Genomic DNA, 19,525 nt, shown 5'->3' with positions numbered 1-19,525 from the left:
CCGCTTTTCGCACCCATCAGCCGTTGTCCGGCGACACCGGTCCCTCCCGGGCCATGGCAAGCCGAGGCCCATCAACCGCTGCCCGGCGTGCACCAGCCGGACGGACGCGCTCCGGGGCGATGGCGAGCCGGGGCAGGGGCCGAGAACGCCACGGCCCGGCTCTCCGCACCAGGGTCAGTCGCCGTCCCACGAACGATCGGCGGCATCGGCCTGGCGGGTGCGCTCGCGAGCGATATCGAGCGCGCGGCGGGCCGTGGCCTCGTCCGGGTAGGGGCCGAGGAGGTCGACTCCGCGGCTGCGTTCGAGGTGCTCGACTTCGTGGGTCCGGGTGTTGTAGTACCAGCCCTGGTCCGGGTTCGGGTCGTCAGACATGGGTTCAGCCTGACACTTCGCCGCTCACTTGCGCCAGCGGAACGGGACCTCGGTGGGCTGCCCGGTGGGCCCGAAGTCGGACGGGCCGTCGTCCTCGTGGTCGGGGTGCTCGTCGAACCACCCGCGGTTGTCCGGAACGGGGATGCCGCGAGGCGGGGTCGCCGCGTCGTCCGCCGGGGAGGGCGCGTGGTAGTCCGGCACCGGCGGCACGGCCGGCGCCTTGCCGGGAAAGACCGGCAGCTCGTCCCGGTACGTCCGCGACGGCGGCGGCCCGGACGTCCCGGTCTCCTGCCCCGGGAACACCGGCAGCGGACGCCCGTCCGGCCCCGTCTCGGAAGACCTCCGGCGGCCGCTGGGCTGCGGCAGCTGGAAGGAACCCCCGTGGTCGGCTGTGCCGTTCCGGACGGGTCTGCCTGCTGGGCCGGAGGTTGCTGCGCGGGCGGCGGCTGTTGCGGGCCAGGGGCAGGTGGCTGCGCCGGGGGATGCGGCTGAGCCGAGGGTTGCTGCGTCGCCGCTGCGGGAGGAGCAGCTGACGGAAGCGACTGCGCCGGGGGCTGCTGCACAGGCGGTTGCGCGCCGGAGGCGGACGGAACCTGTTGCTGCGCCGGTGCTGCAGGCGGGTTCGATGGGGGAATCGGTCGAGCCGGGGATTGCTGCTCGGCCGGTTGCGCGCCGGAGGCGGACGAATCCTCGTGCACTGCCAATGCAGGGGCGTCCGCTGGCGGCTCCGGCTGCACGCTCGGCTGAGCCGGGGCAGGAGGATTCACTTGTGGATGCGGCGGTGCCGGGGTTGCTGCGCAGCAGCAGGAGGAGTCGGCGCCGCAGCGGGAGGATTCGCTGGCACGCTCGGTTGCGACGGCGGTTGCGGCTCCGCCGCAGGAGGATTCGCAGGCGGAAGCGCTTGCGACCTGCCGGGCTGGTCCGTCGGCTGCTCCGTGACCGGCGCGGCAGGAGGCGTCGGCGGAACCTGTTGCGGTGTCCCGGAAACGGGCGGCTGCACTCCGGGCTGAGGAGCCTGCCTCGGAGAAACCTGCGCCGACGCCGGATTCTGCCCCTGCCACCCTGTCGCCGCGGGAGTGTCCGGAGCGGCCTCGTGTCGGCCGTGCGCCGGATTTCCCTGTGGCGGCAACGCTTCCGCCGGGCGGGCGGGCTGCCTCGGCTCGTGGACGTACGGCTTCGGCTGCCACGACTGCCTCGCCCTCAGCTGCGGATCGGGCTGCTGGGGGTCCGGACTCGCCGGTGCGGGCTGAGCGGCATCCGAGTCGCGCGGAGGAACCGGCTCCTCGGCAGTCGCCGAGCCAGCAGCAGGCTCTGGCTCTTCCGGCGCGGCCGACGTCGGCTCCGCCACCGGAGCCTTGGCCTGGCCATTCGTCACCGGCTCGGGAGCGGGCGGCCGCACCTCCTCCGGCGGACGCGGTGCCTGGCCGGTGTTCGGCGGCCCCTGCACCGGACCGCCACCGGCAGGCCCGGCAGGACCAGCGGGACCAGCAGGACCGCCACCGGCAGGCCCGCCACCGGCAGGACCAGCGGGGCCAGCAGGACCCGGCCCGCCCTCGCCGCCGGCCGAGCGCCACACCGGAGCCGGGCCGATGTTCATCGGCACCGGGGCGGCCAGCGGGCCGACCGGCGGCGCCTCCCCGCGGGGCCCGCCGAAGCGGGCCGGGGAATCGGGTCCAAGCAGGACACCAGCACGGTCGTCCGGTCCGGGTCCTGGACCTTCCGGCCGCTGCGCTCCCGGTAGACCATCTCGCCCTCGGCATCCATCTCCACCAGGTAGCCGGCTTCGGCCAGCTGCTCCTCGTCGAGATCGACCAGGCGCTCGTAGCGGGACGGCACGACCCGGTAGACCGGCCACGACAGCCGGGCGTGCTCGCCGTGGAACTGGGCCAGCAGGGCCGCCATCTGCTGCTGCCACGGCAGCGACATGCCCTCGGCCAGCGAACGGGGCAGCACGACGTACCCGCCGTCGACGCCGGGCATGCCCTGGTTCAGCAGGTCCGCCAGCGGGGTGCTGGACGCGGGGTGCGCGGACTGGCGCGGCGGCTGCGGTGCGCCGAACAACGCCGCCGGGTCCTGGGGCTCGCTCTGGCCTGCCTTGCCGCGCTTGCCGAATTTCCGTGCCACGTGTGCCATCCTCTGCCAGCGCGCGGCCACGTGCTCGTGGACAGGCCGCGACTTCGGGGTGAATCCGGACCCGCGGTACCGAGTCACCGCGGGTCAAGAGCCGGTGCCTCCCGCACCCATGCTAGACGCCGGGGCGCACCGCCTGCGGCACGACTTGGTTCTCGTCGAACGAGAACGGGCGGATGTGCACCGGGACGCCCGTCTGCTGCGCCTCGACGATCTTGCCGTCTCCCAGGTACATCGCGACGTGGTGGATGGTCGTCGGGTCGGCCGGGTCGTTGGCGAGGAAAATCAGGTCGCCGGGCTGCGCTTCGCGCACCGGCAGCATCGCGCCCGCCTTGTACTGGTCCTTCGACACGCGCGGCAGGATCACGCCCGCCGACTCGTAGGCGCGCAGCATCAGGCCGGAACAGTCGTAGGAATCCGGGCCTGTCGCGCCCCAGATGTAGGGCTTGCCCTGCTCGCCGAGCGCGAATTTGATCGCCTGCGCGGCGGCCTGGCTCGGCGGCAGCGCGGCGCCCATGCCCTGGCCGCAGCCGACCACGTCCGCGATCTGGCCCATGTTCTGCACCAGCGAGGCCGCCATGGCCTCCCAGCGGTGGTAGCGATCCGGGAACCCGGACCGCTCGACCCGCTGCGCCGCGTCGCCGGGGCGCAGGTTTTCCCAGTCCGGGACGCCGAGCAGGACGTCGAAGAACTTGTTGATCGCGTAGTTCGGGTCGGTGACCTGCGCCGGGCTGCCCCAGTTCATCGACGGGCGCATCTGGAAGATGCCGAGCGAGTCGCGGTCGCCGTAGTTCACGTTGTGCAGCCGCGATTCGGTCATCCCGGCCTGGATCGCGACCTGCCACGCGCGCGGCGCGAGGCTGCGCTGCTTGCCGATCGAGATGATGAGCGAAACCGTGTTGCGCGATTCCTGGTCGAGTTCGGCCGCGTCCGACCCGCCCTGCTCCGGCTGCCCGGGCTGGGTGGGGCCGATCGCGGCGTCGCACGAGGTCAGCGCGATCCCGCCGGCCGCGGCCTGCTGCTGGTCGGTCACCGCCTTCTGCACGACGTTGGTGGTGAGCACCGTGGCGAAAACGGCGGCGATCACCACCGAGACGAGGATGGCCAGCTTCACGGTCAGCTCGCCTGGTCGTAGTCCGACACTCGCCATCCCGCGCTGGTTTTGACCACGGTGATGCTGAGTTTCGGACCGTCGGTGGGGACCACGACCTTGACCGAACTGGAGTAGGACTGCGCGACTGTCGGATCGCCGGTGACCTTCGTCGCCGGGATGTTCGCGGGGTCCACAGTGGACATGACGGGGAGGTACTCGTCGGTGGTGAGCGCCCGCATCCCGTTGAGCCAGTCGGCGTTCGAGATGCCCGCCGGATGGCGCACCCAGGCGGTCGCCCATTGCTTCGCGACGTTCAGCGCCTCCGGATTCGGGGGCGCCGACGTCGGAGTGACCAGCGGCTGGGACAGCCGGGTGGGCAGGGTTTCAGTGCTCGGCACCGGAGCCGCGACGCCGGTGTGCGGCGCGGCCGAAGAGTTCGCCGGGGCGCCGCCGGGCTGCGCGGTCGCCGGTTTGCCCAGCACCTTCGGCAGGCCGATGCCCAGCGCGGTGATCAGCAGCGCGAGGAACACCAGCGTGCCCACGAGATGCCGGGGCGAGCGGAGCGGGAAGCCCCACAGGCGGCGGTACACCGCGGTCCGGCCGCGGTTGGTGCGGATCGGCATCGGTCACCGCCCCATGACCTGGTCGGTGTCGCGGACCTCGATGCCGCGCGACGGGCGGTACAGCACGAACACCGGTTTCCCGGCCACGACCTCGGGATCCACCCGGCGCGGCTGGGCCCGGATGCCCTGCGTCGGCACCGTGAACCCGGGCTGGTCCGGGGCCGGGGCCGAATACCCGCGATCGGGCGCGCTCATCCGCGACGGGACGACCACCGGCTCCGGCTCGTCGCTCCACCTCCGGTCGGCGATCGGGGACGTGTCGACCTGACGGCTTTCCTTGACCGGCCACCGGCCGCCTGCCATCACGTAGTCGCCGGGCGCACCGGCCACCGGGTGGTACTGGCCGAACACCGGCGCACCGCCCCCGCCGCCCGCGGGCAGCGCGCCCACGGCGGATTGCGCGGGACCGACCGCTCCCGGCCACGGCGCACCCGACCAGGCCGCGGCGGGCCGGGCCGCCCGGGAACCGTTGTCGAGCCGCTGCGAGCTGGCGAACACCGCCGCCTCGGGCCGGTACCGGCCGCCGCCGACCGTCGCGCCGATCGGGCCGCGCTGGTCGCCGTCGACGACGTCGTCGGTGTCGCGGACGTTCTGCCAGAACTGGTCCTGCGGCGTCGGCTCGTTCTTCCGGCGGAACCGGGAGAACAGCCCGCCGCCCGGCGACGGCACCGCGCCGCCGACCATGCTGACCGACATCTCGACCATCTGCCACAGCCGCCGCACCGGGCGGCCGACGAGGAACAGCAGCACCGTGATGAGCCCGGCGAGAACCATCTTGGTGAGCAGGTTGAGCCCGTCGCCCGCGGCGAAGATCGCCTGCAGCAGCAGCGCGTGCACGCCGGCCAGCACCGACAGCACGACCAGGTTGAACGCGATGCCGCCGGCGACCTTGAGCACGCGGCGCAGGATCTCCGGGTTGAGCAGCGCGACCAGGCCGATCAACGGCGCGGTGAGCGCGAACAGGCGGATCAGCACCTGCGCGAGCAGCACGGACGCCTTGGCCAGCAGCTGGAAGAGCGAGTAGACGAGGCTCTGGCCCAGCGCGAGGAACCCGGCGCCGGTCCGGCCGCCCGCCTCGCCGGTGAAGTAGCCGGTGGCGGGGCCGAGCTTGGTGGAGATGTCCTTGAAGGCGGCTTTCTTGGCATCGACGACGTTCTGCTTGCCGTCGTCCCCATTCACCAGCTGATCGCGCGTGAACGCCTGCGCGTCCAGAAGCGGCTTGCCGTACTGCTGGGCTTGCGGAGCGGTGGGCGAGCCGAACTCGCCGCGCAGCCAGTTGTCGTAGACCACCTGGTTGTGCAGGTCCGTGGGCAGGATGTCGCGCACGATCCGGTTCTGCGACGAGTCGACGAACCCGGCTTGGATGTTCGTGGTGGTCTGGACGATCGCTTTGTCGATCGGATCGAAATATCTCAGCATCGCCAGCGACGAGGCGGCCAGCCAGACACCGGCCATCGCGTACAGCGCCCGCTTGCTGACCCCGGCGAGGTCGCCGCGCCAGATGTTGCGGAACAGCATGATCGACAGAATCAGCGCGACCAGGCCGAACAGCTGCGCGTAGATGTTGTTGTAGACCTTCTCCGCGCCCGACTTCACCGCGTTGTAGATCGGGTTCAGCAACCCGCCTTCGAGGACGGTGTAGTGCAGTGAGTTCGTGGCGCCGACGATGTTCTTGCCGACGTTGAACAGCTGGTTCCCGGCCCAGGTGTCGATGGTCGAACTGGGGGACGCGATGGCCGAGAGGGCGGTGCAGTTGGTCTGGTAGGTGTTCCAGACCGTGCCCGCGTAGCTGTAGTCGATGTAGGCGCTGCCGGGCTCGCCGTGCCCCTCGGGCGGGTCGAGCGCGCCGACCATGCCCGCGCCCGGCCGCTCCGGATTCGGCGATTCCCCGCACGCCGCCGCGTTCGCCGACGGGGCGAACAGCACCGTCTGCAGCCCGATCACCGCCACCACGGCCAGCAGCGACGCCCGCCTGCTCGGGCGGCGGCCGCCCGGTTTGGGCCCTTCCTTGACGCGCTTGCGCAGCGCGTGCCAGCCGGCGGCGAACGCGAGGACGAACGCCAGCGTGAAGACGGTGTTCACGCAGGCCTCCTCACGACCGGCGCCGGCCGGTCCGGATCAGCGGGGTTCACGCGGCATCCCTGCCGGTGCCGCCGCCCTTGCCGCCGGCGCGGGCGTGCCGGTCCTCCTGCTGTCCGTTGCGCACTGCACCCTCCACCTCGCCGGTTTCGGAAGCGAGCGGGTCCGGCGAGCCCAGCAGCTGCTCGTCGGCGAGACCGACCTCGAGTTCCGCCTGGAGTTCGAAGTCGTGTTCCAGCTCGTCGTCCTCCGGTGGGGCGGGGACGTACGGCTTGGCCTCGTCCTCGTGGGGTACCACGAGGTCGCTGCCAGGCTTGCCGCGCGCGTCGGGCGAACCCGGGGTGGTGTCCATGACCGCGCGCAGGGGGTCGAGATGCGGACCGGAGAAGTCGACGCGGATGCGTTCCACGCCGCCGGCGCCGTCGCCGAAGATGAACTGCCGGGGCTCCATGTCGCGCTCCAGCCCGCGCTGGGCTCCAGGGCGGCGGCCGAGCGCGGCGACGACCTGCTCGTAGCCCACGCCGACCGGCACCTTCAGCAGCCGCAGCGCGTCGGCCTGGGCATCGTCGTCGTCGAGCCTGCCGACGAACACCGAGTCCAGCAGCGCCACGAAACCCTGGATCTTCAGGAAGTCCGCCGGGATCTGCGACGACAGCAGCACCCGGACGTTCCACTTCCGCGAGTCACGCGCGAACCGGTTCATCAGCACGCGCCCGGTCGGCACCTCGGACAGGAAGAACGCCTCGTCGATCCAGACGCCCTTGCGCAGTTCCTTCGGCTTCTCGTACACCGACCGCTGGGTCAGCCACGCCGCGAGGTTCAGCATCTCCACGCCGAGCGATTCGGCGTCGGTCCAGTACTCGCGCGGCACGCCGTCCTTCGGCAGGGTCAGCCCCGCCATGGTCAGCACGGTCATCCGGTCGTCGCGGGTCTCGGAGTACGGGTCCGCGTCGGTTTCCGGGATCAGCAGCGCCATCCGCTCGCGCATCTCGTCCAGGAAGTCCGCGACCACGACCGCGTGCTCGTGGTGCTCGCTCGAATCCCGCCGCAGCGCGTCGATGACCTGGCCGGGGTCGGCGTCGAACCGGCCGCCGACCGCGCGGACCGCGCGCAGCAGCACGATCCGGGTCTGCGCCATCCGCGACACCTCGTACGGCAGCACGCCGGTGAGCACGTCCAGCACCAGCCGCCGCCGGGTCGCGCCGGCCAGCGCCTTCTCGCGCCGCCACGAGCGCTCCGGGTCCTCCTCGTCCATGAAGTGCTCGATCAGCGGATCGGCGACCACCCGGTACGGGTTGAGGATGCCCGGCTGGGCGTTGAGCAGGTTGATCGGCCGCGCGTACGGCCGGATCTCCGGCAGGTCGCACAGCCGCGACAGCGGGCCGGACGGGTCGAGGATCGTCCAGTGCGCCCCGGCCCGCAGCGTCTTGTAGACGATGCCGCCGCCGAGGAAGGACTTGCCGCCGCCCAGCCCGGCGACCATCGCGGTGAGGCCAGAGCCGTCGCGGATCTCCTGCGCCATCCACGGGTCCCAGGCCACCGGCCGCCGGGTCGCGGTGACGGTTTCGCCGAGCAGGATGCCGCGCCGGTCGCCGACCTCCGCGGTCGCGGTGGGCACCGCCGAGGCCGTCCACACCACCGAACCGCGGCGCATGTACGCGCCCGAGGCCAGCGGTTCGCCCGGGATGAACTCCCGGGCCATCGCGTACTGCGCTTCCGGATGCTCGATGGCGATCTTCGGCTTGTACAGGTCGAGCAGCTGCTGGGCCAGCCGCAGCGCGTCGCGTTCGGTGGGGCCCGACACCGCGAGGCGCCACCACGACCGCACGCGCGTGGCCAGCGCGGTGAAGCCCGACGTCATCTCGTCGTCGATCTCCAGCACCCGGCCGGCCTGGCGGGCCAGCGACTGCGGCGGTTCCAGCTCGTGCTCGTCGGTGTAGTGCTTGACCTGCGAGCGGACCTTGTTCATCTGCCGCTGCAGTTCGCCGGACACCTCTTCCGGACGCCGCACGTAGATCCGCGCGGACACCTCGACCGCCGCCGGCAGCCGGTCCGCGTGCTGGATCCACGGGTCGTCGACCTCGGGGATCTGCAGCCCGTGCATCTGGCCGACGGTGAGCACCGCGAGATGCCGCGACACCCCGGCGTTGGACCCGGTCCGGCCGCGCACGGTGACCGTGGGCGCGTACGGGTCGGCGTGGAAGTCCGCCGCGTCGGTGAAGCTGGCGAGGTCCTCGGGCTCCCACGCCGCGCCCGGCACCGCGGGCATGTTCCGCGGGGCGGGCAGGCCGAGCGAGCACGAGCGGTGCATCAGCCAGGACATCTCCTCGGCGTGCACCGGGCGGCCCTCCAGCCCGGCGCTGCCGATGATCTGGTCGAGGTGCTCGATCTCGGAGTCGAGCGCGGCCAGTTCGGCGTCGACCGCCTCGGGCAGGATCCGGCGCAGCACCGGCGCGGCGCGTTCGACCGCGCGGTCCACCATGCGCCGGGTCTGCACCTGGACGCCGAGGTAGACCTCTTTTTCCGCCATCGAGCGGCCCATCAGCTGCTGCTGCTCGCCGATCAGGTAGTCGTCGAACGACAGCGCGCCGGGCACGTCGTTCGGCCTGCCGACCGCGTTGTGCACGTGCGCCTCGGCCCACATCCGGATCGGGTACGGCCGGTTGGTGACGCGCAGGTGCAGCCAGCGGCCCTGGAGTTCGGCGTACTGGCCCGCGATGGCCGCGATCAGGTCGCGGCGCTGCGAATCGGAACGGAACGACCAGCGCTGCGGCGCGAGCCGGTACCAGGCGTACACCTCGTACCCGGTCCGCAGCAGATGGCCGTCGATGCTGCGCGCGGCGATCGACGGCGTGTACGCCGGTATCGCCTGTTCACCGGGCAGCCGGCGGCCCTTGCCGCCGGAGTTCTTGGCGCTGGACGGCGGACGGCCCTGCGGTGGCGCGTTCCACGCGCCGGCAGGGACGTCTTGCTCCCGTTTCCCTCGGCTTCCGCCGCGACCGAACAACGACTACCTCCCGGCCCGAGCCGCGGGGCGGCTCCGGCGCGCTCGTGGTGCTCCCTGATTCCCGGCCCTCGTGCCCGCACCGCGACGCACGTCGCGGTGCTGGTACTGCCGCCTTCTCTTGTGCTTCGGCAGCGGGCGCTGCGCCCGCACCCGGACCCGGCTGGCGCTCACCGCGCCGCCGGTGCCCGAGGTCCGCTCGCGCGGCGCACGCAGTTCCTGGCCCATCATCGCGATCACCGCGCCCAGCGGGCGCTCGTGGCTGATCTTGGCGGTGATCAGCCTGGTGATCACGATCGTGGCCACGAACGCCCACGCCGTGGAGAAAAACCCGAAACTCCAGCCGACCCACCGCTCCACGGTGAGCACGACCAGGAAGACCGGAATGCCGACGAGCCACGCCACGTAGCGGGCTCGCCAGGGAAAAGTCGCCTTCGGCGGGCCGAGCCAGACGGCATCGACCCGGTACACCTCGTCATCGGTCCTGATCCGCACGCCTGCTCCGCCTCAGCCGGTGAAGAGGCCGGCGATCCACTGGCCCACGTTCACGCCCGCGCCGCTGACCGCGAGCCCGATGATCGCGAGCGCGATGACCACGCCGGCGAGCCGCCGCATGACCCCCGCGTTGTCGCCCTTGCCGCCGCCCAGCCACAACAGCAGCAGCGCCACCGCGAGGAGCACGAGCGGGATGATGTTGTCGAGCAGCCAGGTCCGGACGTTGCCGGTGCTGAGGCCGTCGGCGAGGGCGGTCATGCTGGTCATCGCGATACTCCCGGTGCACGGCTGGCGCCGTGCTGTTCTGGCTTCGGCGAAGCTACGAACACCATCATGGCGTTACAAGGGGTAATGGTCAAAGCGCGCTGCGTAGATATCGGTGGATGTCGACTTGTGGTTCACGGGCGGGGTGCTGCGGTCCGATGGTCAGGATTGCTCGCCCTCCATCATCGTGGCAAGGGTGCTCCGGAATAACCCAAGCCACCCGGATTGCGCAGTGTTCCGGCGGAGCGGCTCCGCAAAACGCGCGGCGCTCACTCTCGGTGCGCCCCGGACCGGCGTGTCGGGCAGGCACCAGTGTGGCATGCCCTGATCGGCGTTCCGCCGCGAGTCCGGTGAGTGACAACCGGTGTGGAAAACAATCCGGAATTGATCACTCTCTGATGCGATAACGGTCACCATCACGTCCGATGTGCGCATTTGTTCACTACAAAGCGTGATCCCGGGCAGCTCCGGACCGTCTCGCCGGTCAGGCCCGGAACGCCGCGCTCGGGATGGCCCCCGCCTCGATCACCCGGCGGCTGAGCGCGGCGCACAGCTGCTCGAGCCGTGCCGTCTTCTCCTCGCCGAGGTGCCGCCACGGGCCGCGCGCCGCCTCGTTCGTCGCCGTCTCGACGCGCTCGCGCAGGTCCAGTCCGCGTTCGGTGAGCGCGCCGTCCGCGTCGAGGATTCCGTCGAGCGTCAGCCTCTCCGCGGCCGCGGCCCACTCCTCGTCGCTCCAGCCGCGGGTGCGCTTGGCGGTGTCCGGCGGGGTGCCGTTGCTGGTCGCGCTGTGCGTGACCAGCGCGTCGAGGCCGGACAGATCGTGCACCGTCAACGCGGCGACGTGCCCGTCTCCGCGATGTTCGCGCAGCAGCGTGACCGCGTGCCAGAGCGCAAGGTGCGGCTGTTCGGGCCACGCCAGGTCCGCGTGGGCGGCGTAGAGCGGGCGGCCCTCCGGACGGCAGCCCTCGGTGGCTTCGCGGGCGAGCGCGGCGGCTTCGGCGACCTCAGCGGACGCGAGCGTCTCGTCGCCGAACAGACGGCGGTAGATCTCGTCGACGGCGGCGAGCCGGGCTTCGAGGACTGTTTCGGGGGTGGCGATGGTCCAGACCCGCGGGACGAAGTGGGCGATCAGGCTGGGGCTGAAGCTGTAGAAGGCGGCGGTGACCGTACCCGGCCCGACCAGGCCCATGGCCGCGGCGCGGCTGGCGAAGTACGTCATCGACCCCGGTTTGAGCCCGGCGGCGGCGAGCCGCTGCTGAGTCTCGGGCGCGAAGTAGACGGGGGCGTGCAGAGCGTCGAAAGTGGTCCGGAAGGCGACAGCGGCGGCGACGGCTTGACCCATGCGCCCGATCGTAGCGATCGGGCGGACGAGCTGGCATGTAAGCCGGATCCTGTTCCCGGGCCGCCTCGCGGCGGACCGGGCGACGGTCATCCATCTCGGCCTGCCGTCGCCGGCAGGCTCCAGCGGCCTACCCGCAGGCATCGGACGGGCCGCCCTCGATCGCCTGCGCAGGAGCGATGCTCCCTCTTGGCCTTGCTCCGGGTGGGGTTTACCGAGCCATCCCGGTCACCCGGGATGCTGGTGGTCTCTTACACCACCGTTTCACCCTTACCCCCGTCCGGGGACGGAGGCGGTCTGTTTTCTGTGGCACTGTCCCGCGGGTCGCCCCGGGTTGCCGTTAGCAACCACCCTGCCCTGCGGAGTCCGGACTTTCCTCGGACCGGGAGAACCCGGGCCGCGACCGTCCTGCCAGCTCGTCCGCCGAAACAGCCTACCCGGGAGACGGCGCGGCCCCGGCACGGGTTGGCACATTCCACCGCGTGGACGCGCGTTGACCCCTTTCCCGGCCGCTGTTTCACTCCCGCCATGTCCGCACCAGAACTGTCCGAACCCCTGAAATTCGCTTACTGGGTCCCGAATGTGAGCGGCGGCCTGGTCACCAGCGACATCGAACAGCGCACCGATTGGGGCTACGAGTACAACCGCGACCTGGCCGTGCTCGCCGAGAACAACGGCTTCGACTACGCGCTCACCCAGGTCCGCTACACGGCCAGCTACGGGGCCGCCTACCAGCACGAATCCACCGGTTTCAGCCTGGCGCTGCTGCTCGCGACGCAGCGGCTGAAGGTCATCGCGGCCGTCCATCCCGGACTGTGGCAGCCCGGCGTGCTCGCGAAGTTCGTCGCCAGCGCCGATGTCATCTCCGGCGGCCGCGCCGCGGTGAACGTGGTCAGCGGCTGGTTCAAAGACGAGTTCACCGGTCTCGGCGAGCCCTGGCTCGAACACGACGAGCGCTACCGGCGCTCGGAAGAATTCATCCGTGTGCTCAAGGAATTGTGGACCGACGACCACGCCGAATTCCGCGGCGATTTCTACCGGGTGCACGATTTCGACATCAAGCCCAAGCCGGTCGCCGGACCGGGACGGCCGCATCCGGAGGTCTTCCAGGGCGGCAACTCGACGGCGGCGCGCAAGCTGGCCGGTCGCGTTTCGGACTGGTATTTCAGCAATGGCAAGGATTTCGCCGGGTTCAGCGAGCAGGTCGACGAGGTGCGCGGGTATGCCGCCGAGAACGACCACGCGGTTCGCTTCGGACTCAACGGCTTCGTGATCGCCCGCGAGACCGAAGCCGAGGCACGCGAGGTGTTGCGGGAGATCGTGGCGAAGGCGAACGTGCCCGCCGTCGAAGGATTCCGCTCGGCGGTCGCGCAGGCCGGGAAGTCCACTTCGGACGCCAAGGGCATGTGGGCGGATTCGGAGTTCGCGGACCTCGTGCAGTACAACGACGGTTTCCGGACCGGTCTGATCGGGACTCCGGAACAGATCGCGGACCGGGCGATCGAGTACAAAAAGCGCGGCGCGAACCTGTTGCTGCTCGGGTTTTTGCACTATCTGGAGGATGTCGAGCACTTCGGCCGGGCGGTGCTGCCGGTGATCCGCGAGAAGGAGCGGGTGCTGGAGCGCGGCGCGGGAGTCCCGGAACCGGCGGGGATCTGACCCGACGCGCCGTCTAGCGTTCAGGGGTGAACGCTCCCCTGTCCCTGCTCCTGCTGGCAGGAACGCTCTGGTTCGCCATGGCGCGCCCGCGCGGCCTCCCCGAAGCCGTCTTCGCGGTCCCCGCCGCCGGCGTCGTACTGGCGCTCGGCCTGACTTCGCCGCACGAAGCAGGCGAACGGGTCGTCCAGATGCTGCCCACCATGGGCTTTCTCGCCGCGATCCTGCTGGTCAGCCACCTCGCGGCGGCGGAAGGAGTCTTCACCTGGCTAGGCGGCGAACTCGCTGAAATCTGCCGCGGCCGACAACCTCGGCTCCTGCTGCTCACCTTCGCCGCGGCAGCGATCGTCACCGCCGTGCTCAGCCTCGACGCGACCGTCGTGCTGCTGACCCCGGTCGTCCTCGCGACCGCGGCGGAACTGAAGCTCACCGCGCGTCCGCACGTCTATGCCTGCGCCCACCTGGCCAACTCGGCCTCGACGCTCTTCCCGGTCTCCAACCTCACCAACCTGCTCGCCTTCACCGCCTCCGGTCTCACCTTCGCCGGGTTCACCGCGCTGATGGCCTTGCCCTGGCTGGTCACCCTCGCCGTCGAACTCGCTGCCTTCGCCTGGTTCTTCCGCAAGGACCTCCGCGAACCGCCGAGCATCCGTCAGCCGGAACACCGCGAAGCGCCGGTCTTCACCCTGGTGGTGCTGGCGGTCATGCTGGCCGGTTTCGCGACCGGGGAACTGGTGCACGTCGAGCCGGTTTGGATCGCCGCGCTGACCGCACTCGTCCTGACCGCGAAGGCGTTGGCGGAACGGAAGATCCGGCCGTGGCAGGTGATCACCGAAGCGTCTCCGCTGCTGATCCTCTTCGTGCTCGCCCTCGCGGTGGTCGTCGAGGCGGTCAACGAACACGTCCTCGGCGGACTGCTGCACACGATCCTGCCGACGACGGCCGGACTGCCCGAACTGCTGCTCACCGCGGCCATCGCGGCCGTGCTGGCGAACGTGGTCAACAACCTGCCCGCGACGCTGATCCTGCTGTCCGTCCTCGGCCCGCACCCGAATCAGGGCGTGCTGCTCGCCGTCCTGCTGGGCGTGAACATCGGCCCGAACGCGACGTACCTCGGCTCGCTCGCGACGCTGCTGTGGCGCCGCGTCGTCGTCCGGCATGGACAACACCCGCCAGTGGGCGAGTTCCTGAAGCTCGGCGCGCTCACGACACCGCTGTCGTTGGCAGCGGCGACGTGTGCGTTGTGGCTGGTGCTCTAGCCGCGCGGCGCGATCGTGCTGCCGCGGGACAGCGTCGGGCCGCAGTCGTCGAGACCGTCGCCGAACCGCTGCGCCTCCACGTTCATCATCGTGACCTGCGCATAATGCTGCACCGCCGCCAGCTTCGCCGGGTCGGTCACCGCGTCCTTGCGGACGAAGTCGCCCTGGCGCTTGCCCGGGCCGGGGTACACCAGAATCGGAACGTAGTCCCGGTCGACGCGCGGGTCGATGCTGATCTCGTTGCCGTCCGCCCACGGGCCCCACGAGTGGATGAAGGTCGGCTTCACCGTGTCGAACACGTAGTCGCGCAGGCCGGCGATGTCTTCCTTGTGCGTGAGGTCCGCGATCGGCGCGTTGACCAGTCCGGCCATGTCGACCAGTTCGAGCCGGCTGGTCATCGACGAGCCGCCGAGGTCCGGCAGCAGCAGCGACGCCTGCTGGAGGCCGAGCATGTCGGCGTAGGTGTTGAAGCCGCGGCCGAACCGGTCGGCGATCAGGCACGCCGGCACGGTGGGGGCCTTGATGAACTCGTCGGACTGCTGCACGAAGCCGATCGCCGACGGGACCGACGCGGCCACGAGCACGACCGCCCCGAGCGCCCGCCAGCGCACCTGCGGCAGCGTGCGGAGCAGCTCGGCGACCGCCATGACGCCGCACAGCGTGCCGAGCACCCACACCGGCGTCGCGAAGCGGTACTGCGCCATCCAGTCCGGCACCATCACGCCGTACGCGATGACGCCGAGCACGAGCGGCGTGACCAGCGCGAGCAGCGGACGCCGCCACGGTGCCTTGACCAGCGCCCAGACGACCACGGCGAGCAGCACGAGCGTCAGCGCGATGCCCGCGTACTCGACCAGCTGGTGCGGCCGGATGATCGAGGCGAAGGTGGGCAGGCCCTGCTTCTTCGCGACCGACGGGTTGGCCAGCAGCCGGTGGAATTCCGTGTAGCGCCAGATGACGTAGCCGCCGAACAGCACGGCGAAGGCCGCGATGGACACCAGCGCGGACCGGAAGCTGCGCCAGAACCCTTCGCGCCTCACGCCGAACAGCAGGACAATCGGGTACGCGCTGGCGTAGATCAGGCCCTCCGGCCGGGTCAGCGCGGCCGCCGCGACGAGCACGCCCGCCCCGATCGCGACCTTGAACGACAGCGGGTTTTCCTTGCGCAGCGCGGTGAACACCAGCGCGGCGAGCGCGGTGATGAAGAACGCGAACAGCGAGTTCTCGAGGCCGGAGACGACCCAGATCACGAACGACGGGATCGCCGCCAGCCCGAGGCCGGTGGCCAGCGTGATCGCCCACGCGTGCCGGGTGAACACCTGACGGGCCACCAGATGGCACAGCACCAGGATGCCCGCGGTGAAGAACAGGCCGAGCAGCTTGGGGAACAGCACGTAGTCCGGGATGCCGAACAGCAGGCCGTGGTCGAACAGGCCGACGACCTTGCCCAGCGCGAGCAGGATCATCCAGGTCGGGTCGGAGAAGCCCTCCACCGGCGGCGCGCCGGGGGCCAGCACCGGGCCGAGCCCCTCGGCGACGCTGCGCGAGTAGGAGAACGTGATGGCCGCGTCGTCGACGATCCAGTGCCCGTAGCGGGTGGCGTGCCACGCGACCGCGGCCACGCCGGCCAGCACCGCCAGCGTCGACGCCAGCCAGCTGAGCCTGAACCGCGCAGGCGGGCCGGACGTCTCCTCCCCCGGCAGGTCGGGCTCGGATACTGCGGTGAGTGCGCTAGCCGTCATGTCCTCGTCACTGTTTCCACTTGCGGATTCTGCCGAAGAAACGCACGAGCCTGCGCCCCCCTTGAAGTCCCGGCCGGGACCTGCGCCGCGGCGCCGCGGTCGACACCGCACTCTAGCCAATACCTCATCCGGGCCGGTTCACACGTCATCCCCGAGCGTGATCCACCTCACAAATGTCCGGTTCAGGACAAATGCGAGATGTCGTTCACCAGCCGGACCGAGGCGTTGCCGTCCGGGTAGAACTCGACGATCGACAGCGACGCCAGGTCGAGGTGCAGCCGGAACAGCAGCGACGGCCCGGCGTCGAGCCCCATCCGCAGCAGGGTCTTGATCGGCGTCACGTGGCTGACCACGACCACCGTGCGCCCGTCGTAGCGTTCGACCAGGTCGCGGCGGGCCTTGCCGACCCGCTCGTGGACCGCGTCGAAGCTCTCGCCGCCGGGCGGCGGGCACGACGAATCGCTCAGCCAGCAGCGGTGCAGTTCCGGATCCCGCTTCGCGGCCTCGCCGAAGGTGAGGCCCTCCCATTCGCCGAAGTCGGTCTCGATGAGGCCGGGATGCGTCTCGACCCGGCCGCCGAGCGCGTCGGCGACTGCCTGCGCGGTCTGCTTGGTGCGGATCAGCGGCGAGGCGACGATCGGAGCGGGTTCGCCGTCCTCGCCGATCAGCCCCGGCATCGCGGCCAGCCGTTTCGCGGCCGCGGCGGCCTGTCCCCGGCCGTGTTCGGTGAGCGGGACGTCGCCGCGCCCGGAGTAGCGGCGGTCGACCGACATCTCGGTCTGGCCGTGCCGCAGCAGGAGCAGTTTGGTCGGCGTGCCGAGGGCTCCGGTCCAGCCCGCCGGGGACACCCGGTCCGGTTCGACGACCTTGGCCTTGGCTTTCGCGGGAGCGGGCGCGGTGGCCCCGGACCCGGCGCTGTCCATCGCGACGTTCGCGAGCCGGTCCGCGTGCGAGTTCTCCGCGCGCGGGATCCAGGTGTAGCCGACGCGGTCGAAGCCCGCCGCGATCTCGCGCGCCTGCGCGGCCAGCGGCTGCAGCGCGGCGTGCTTGATCTTCCACCGCCCGGACATCTGCTCCACCACGAGCTTCGAGTCCATTCGGACGTCCACAGTGGACGCTCCGAGTTCGGCGGCCGCGGCGAGCCCGGCGACGAGCCCGGAGTACTCCGCGACGTTGTTCGTGGCGATGCCGAGGTATTCGTGGCGTTCGGCGAGCACCTCGCCGGTGGCCGCGTCTTTCACGACCGCGCCGTAGCCCGCCGGGCCGGGGTTGCCCCGCGAGCCGCCGTCGGCCTCGACGATCACCCGGTCGGTCACAGGCCCGACTCCAGCGTGCGGACCAGGATCGCGCCGCAGTTGTCGCACTGCACGACGCTGTCCTCGGCCGCGGCCTTGATCTCGGAGATGGTGTTGCGGTCGAGTTCGAGCTGGCACGCGCCGCACCGGCGAGCCCGCAGCAGCGCCGCGCCGATGCCCTTGTGGTCGTAGACCCGGGTGTAGAGCTTGAGCAGCGGCTCGGGGAATCGCGGCAGCAGCTTCGCGCGGTCCTCCTTGCGCCGGGCCTCGGTGGTGTCGAGGTCCTTGAACGCCTCGTCGCGGCGGCCCTCGGCGGCCTGCACCTCCTGCACCGCCTTGTCGACCTCGGCGCTGGTGCGCTGCGCGTCCAGGCCCAGTGCCTCGCGCTGTTCCATCAGCTCCAGCAGGTCGTCCTCGAGCGCGCCCTGCCTGCGGCCGAGGGTCTGCAGCTCGTGCTCGACGTCGGTCATCTGCTTGGCGCCGATCGAACCGGATTCCAGCAGCTTGCGGTCGCGGTCCACGCGCGCCCGCACCGATTCGACCTCTTTCTCCTGCCGGGCGATTTCCCGGTCGAGGTCCGAGGACGCGGTCTCCACGGACACGAGCGCGTCGCGTTTCTCCCGGACGGTCTTCTCCCCGGCCTCGATCTCGGCAAGCTCGGGCAAGGTGCGGCGGCGGTGCGTGACGCGCGAAAGCTCAGCGTCCACCTTCGCGAGTTCGAGCAGCTGACGCTGGACGGCGGGGTCGGCCTTCACTGTGCTCCCTGATTTAGTTACTGGGCGGTAGCGCGGATGGTCCACGGGTCGGTGCGCCGCGTGGAGACGTGAGCTTCGACGGTACCCGCAAAGGCCGTGCCGACAAGGGCCGAGGCCTGTCCGCACCACGGCCACTCGCTGGCCCAGTGCGTCAAGCCGACCAGCGCGGGCACGGTTCCGCCGGACGCGAGGTGTTCGCCGGCCGGATGGTGGCGCAGATCCGCGGTCACGTACGCGTCCACGCCCTCGGCCGTCGCCTTCGCGAGATACGAGTCGCCCGCGCCGCCGGACACCGCGACGGTGCGGATCGGCCGGTCTGCGTCGCCAGCACCGAGCACGCCGGGCACGGTTGCCGGCAGCGCGTCCGCGACCCGCTGGACGAACCGCGCGAACGGCTCGGCGGCGGGCAGGTGCCCGATCCGGCCGATCCCGGTGCGGCCGCCGGGTTCGTGCGGGTCGAGCGGCCGGTCGACCTCCAGCCCGATGGCCGTGGCGAGCGCGTCGGACACGCCGGGGTCGGCCGAGTCGGCGTTGGTGTGCGCGCAGTAGAGCGCGATGCCGCCGCGGATCATCCGGTGCACGAGCGAGCCCTTCGCGGTGTCCGCGGGGACGCCGTGCACGCCGCGTAGCAGCAGCGGATGGTGCGCGACGATCAGCTGCGCGCCGATTTCCTCGGCTTCGGCAAGCGTTTCCTCGACGGGGTCGACGCAGAACAGCACGCGGCGGACGTCCTCGGCCGGGTCTCCGCAGACGAGCCCGACCGCGTCCCAGCTTTCCGCCAGCCGGGGCGGGTAACTGCGTTCGAGGACGGCGATGATCTCGGCTAATGCAGGCACCTGGGGATCCTCGCACGGTCGCTCTGGAAGACTGCGAACCATGCTGCACTCGACCTCGGGTGTCCGCTTCCTCTGATGGTCGCGTCTACGCTCCCGGTGTGCCGACCCAAAAGAAATCCCAGCTGGTCTTTGTGTGCTCCGGAAACATCTGCCGCTCCCCGATGTCGGAGCTGGTGTTCCGCGCGAAGCTCGCCGACGCGGGCCTTGCCGACGCCGTGCGCGTGTCGAGCGCGGGCACCGGACCGTGGCACGTCGGCGAGGCAGCCGACCGAAGGGCGCGTGCCACGCTGAAGGCGCACGGCTACCCCACTGAGCACGTCGCGGCCGAAGTCAGCGAGGAAGACCTCGAAGCCGATCTGCTGCTCGCCGCCGACGAGAGTCACCTTGCCTTCCTGCAGTCCCGGGTCGAAGACCCTTCGCGGGTACGGCTGCTGCGTTCGTTCGACCCGTCCGCGCCGGAGGGCGCCGAGGTGCCGGACCCGTATTACGGCGGCGACGACGGCTTCGAGGACGTGCTCGGGATGATCGAGCGGAGCGTGCCGGGCCTGCTGGACTGGGTCCGCGAACAGGCGTGACGTCCGGT

General features: G+C 71.1%; 17 protein-coding genes and 1 other RNA gene. 3 read left to right on the top strand and 15 right to left on the bottom strand.

Annotation, left to right across the window (positions count from 1 at the left end):
• Positions 1 to 174: 174 nt before the first annotated feature.
• The 11 genes from RPX00_RS19540 to rnpB form a co-directional block, all read right to left on the bottom strand.
• Positions 175 to 372, bottom strand: coding sequence for a hypothetical protein (locus RPX00_RS19540; RefSeq protein ID WP_037815747.1), 198 nt, complete (start codon positions 370 to 372; stop codon positions 175 to 177).
• 24 nt (positions 373 to 396) lie between these two features.
• Positions 397 to 675, bottom strand: a complete 279-nt coding sequence (locus tag RPX00_RS19535; protein ID WP_406641217.1) for a hypothetical protein — start codon at positions 673 to 675, stop codon at positions 397 to 399.
• 1,290 nt (positions 676 to 1,965) lie between these two features.
• Entirely contained in the window at positions 1,966 to 2,496 is a 531-nt protein-coding gene (locus RPX00_RS19530; protein WP_406641216.1) for a hypothetical protein, read from the bottom strand.
• Positions 2,497 to 2,617: 121 nt separating this feature from the next.
• A complete protein-coding gene (locus RPX00_RS19525; protein WP_406643013.1) occupies positions 2,618 to 3,616 on the bottom strand; it encodes a C40 family peptidase in 999 nt (332 codons plus the stop codon).
• Between the two features lie 2 nt (positions 3,617 to 3,618).
• Positions 3,619 to 4,218 carry a hypothetical protein gene (locus RPX00_RS19520; protein ID WP_406641214.1) on the bottom strand — a complete coding sequence of 200 codons (600 nt, stop codon included), beginning with the start codon at positions 4,216 to 4,218 and terminating at the stop codon, positions 3,619 to 3,621.
• Between the two features lie 3 nt (positions 4,219 to 4,221).
• The gene (locus RPX00_RS19515) at positions 4,222 to 6,300 is read right to left on the bottom strand and encodes a magnesium transporter (RefSeq protein WP_406641212.1); all 2,079 of its coding nucleotides are present in this window, start codon (positions 6,298 to 6,300) and stop codon (positions 4,222 to 4,224) included.
• Between the two features lie 46 nt (positions 6,301 to 6,346).
• Positions 6,347 to 9,304: an ATP-binding protein gene (locus tag RPX00_RS19510; protein WP_406641210.1), complete on the bottom strand. Its 2,958-nt coding sequence runs from the start codon at positions 9,302 to 9,304 to the stop codon at positions 6,347 to 6,349.
• Between the two features lie 3 nt (positions 9,305 to 9,307).
• A complete protein-coding gene (locus tag RPX00_RS19505) occupies positions 9,308 to 9,796 on the bottom strand; it encodes a hypothetical protein (RefSeq protein ID WP_406641208.1) in 489 nt (162 codons plus the stop codon).
• A 12-nt stretch (positions 9,797 to 9,808) separates the two neighbouring features.
• Complete coding sequence (locus RPX00_RS19500) at positions 9,809 to 10,063, bottom strand: hypothetical protein (protein ID WP_378308554.1); 255 nt, start codon at positions 10,061 to 10,063, stop codon at positions 9,809 to 9,811.
• Positions 10,064 to 10,544: 481 nt separating this feature from the next.
• Complete coding sequence (locus RPX00_RS19495; protein ID WP_406641206.1) at positions 10,545 to 11,402, bottom strand: SCO6745 family protein; 858 nt, start codon at positions 11,400 to 11,402, stop codon at positions 10,545 to 10,547.
• A 22-nt stretch (positions 11,403 to 11,424) separates the two neighbouring features.
• Positions 11,425 to 11,818: RNase P RNA component class A (gene rnpB, locus RPX00_RS19490), an RNA gene on the bottom strand.
• A gap of 109 nt (positions 11,819 to 11,927) precedes the next feature.
• Here rnpB and sfnG point away from each other — a divergent pair.
• Positions 11,928 to 13,058: a dimethylsulfone monooxygenase SfnG gene (gene sfnG, locus RPX00_RS19485; RefSeq protein WP_406641204.1), complete on the top strand. Its 1,131-nt coding sequence runs from the start codon at positions 11,928 to 11,930 to the stop codon at positions 13,056 to 13,058.
• 77 nt (positions 13,059 to 13,135) lie between these two features.
• Positions 13,136 to 14,314: an SLC13 family permease gene (locus tag RPX00_RS19480; RefSeq protein ID WP_406643011.1), complete on the top strand. Its 1,179-nt coding sequence runs from the start codon at positions 13,136 to 13,138 to the stop codon at positions 14,312 to 14,314.
• On the opposite strand, the gene RPX00_RS19475 is transcribed toward RPX00_RS19480, so the two are convergent.
• The 4 genes from RPX00_RS19475 to RPX00_RS19460 all read right to left on the bottom strand — a co-directional run bounded on the left by RPX00_RS19475 (position 14,311) and on the right by RPX00_RS19460 (position 18,942).
• The gene (locus tag RPX00_RS19475) at positions 14,311 to 16,056 is read right to left on the bottom strand and encodes a hypothetical protein (RefSeq protein WP_406641202.1); all 1,746 of its coding nucleotides are present in this window, start codon (positions 16,054 to 16,056) and stop codon (positions 14,311 to 14,313) included. The genes RPX00_RS19480 and RPX00_RS19475 overlap by 4 nt on opposite strands.
• 182 nt (positions 16,057 to 16,238) lie before the next feature.
• On the bottom strand, positions 16,239 to 17,372 hold the full coding sequence (locus tag RPX00_RS19470) for a bifunctional RNase H/acid phosphatase (protein ID WP_406641201.1): 1,134 nt from the start codon (positions 17,370 to 17,372) through the stop codon (positions 16,239 to 16,241).
• Positions 17,369 to 18,106, bottom strand: coding sequence for a zinc ribbon domain-containing protein (locus tag RPX00_RS19465; RefSeq protein WP_406641199.1), 738 nt, complete (start codon positions 18,104 to 18,106; stop codon positions 17,369 to 17,371). Before RPX00_RS19465 ends, RPX00_RS19470 begins: the two co-directional genes overlap by 4 nt.
• A 17-nt stretch (positions 18,107 to 18,123) precedes the next feature.
• A complete protein-coding gene (locus RPX00_RS19460) occupies positions 18,124 to 18,942 on the bottom strand; it encodes a Nif3-like dinuclear metal center hexameric protein (RefSeq protein WP_406641198.1) in 819 nt (272 codons plus the stop codon).
• A 98-nt stretch (positions 18,943 to 19,040) separates the two neighbouring features.
• Here RPX00_RS19460 and RPX00_RS19455 point away from each other — a divergent pair, with 98 nt between their 5' ends.
• Entirely contained in the window at positions 19,041 to 19,517 is a 477-nt protein-coding gene (locus RPX00_RS19455) for a low molecular weight protein-tyrosine-phosphatase (RefSeq protein WP_406641196.1), read from the top strand.
• The last annotated feature ends 8 nt before the right edge of the window (positions 19,518 to 19,525 follow it).

Source organism: Amycolatopsis sp. WGS_07 (genome assembly GCF_045278895.1).
Lineage (GTDB): Bacteria > Actinomycetota > Actinomycetes > Mycobacteriales > Pseudonocardiaceae > Amycolatopsis.
The sequence above is the reverse complement of the archived record's forward strand: the minus strand, read 5'-3'. Positions and strand labels throughout refer to the sequence as shown.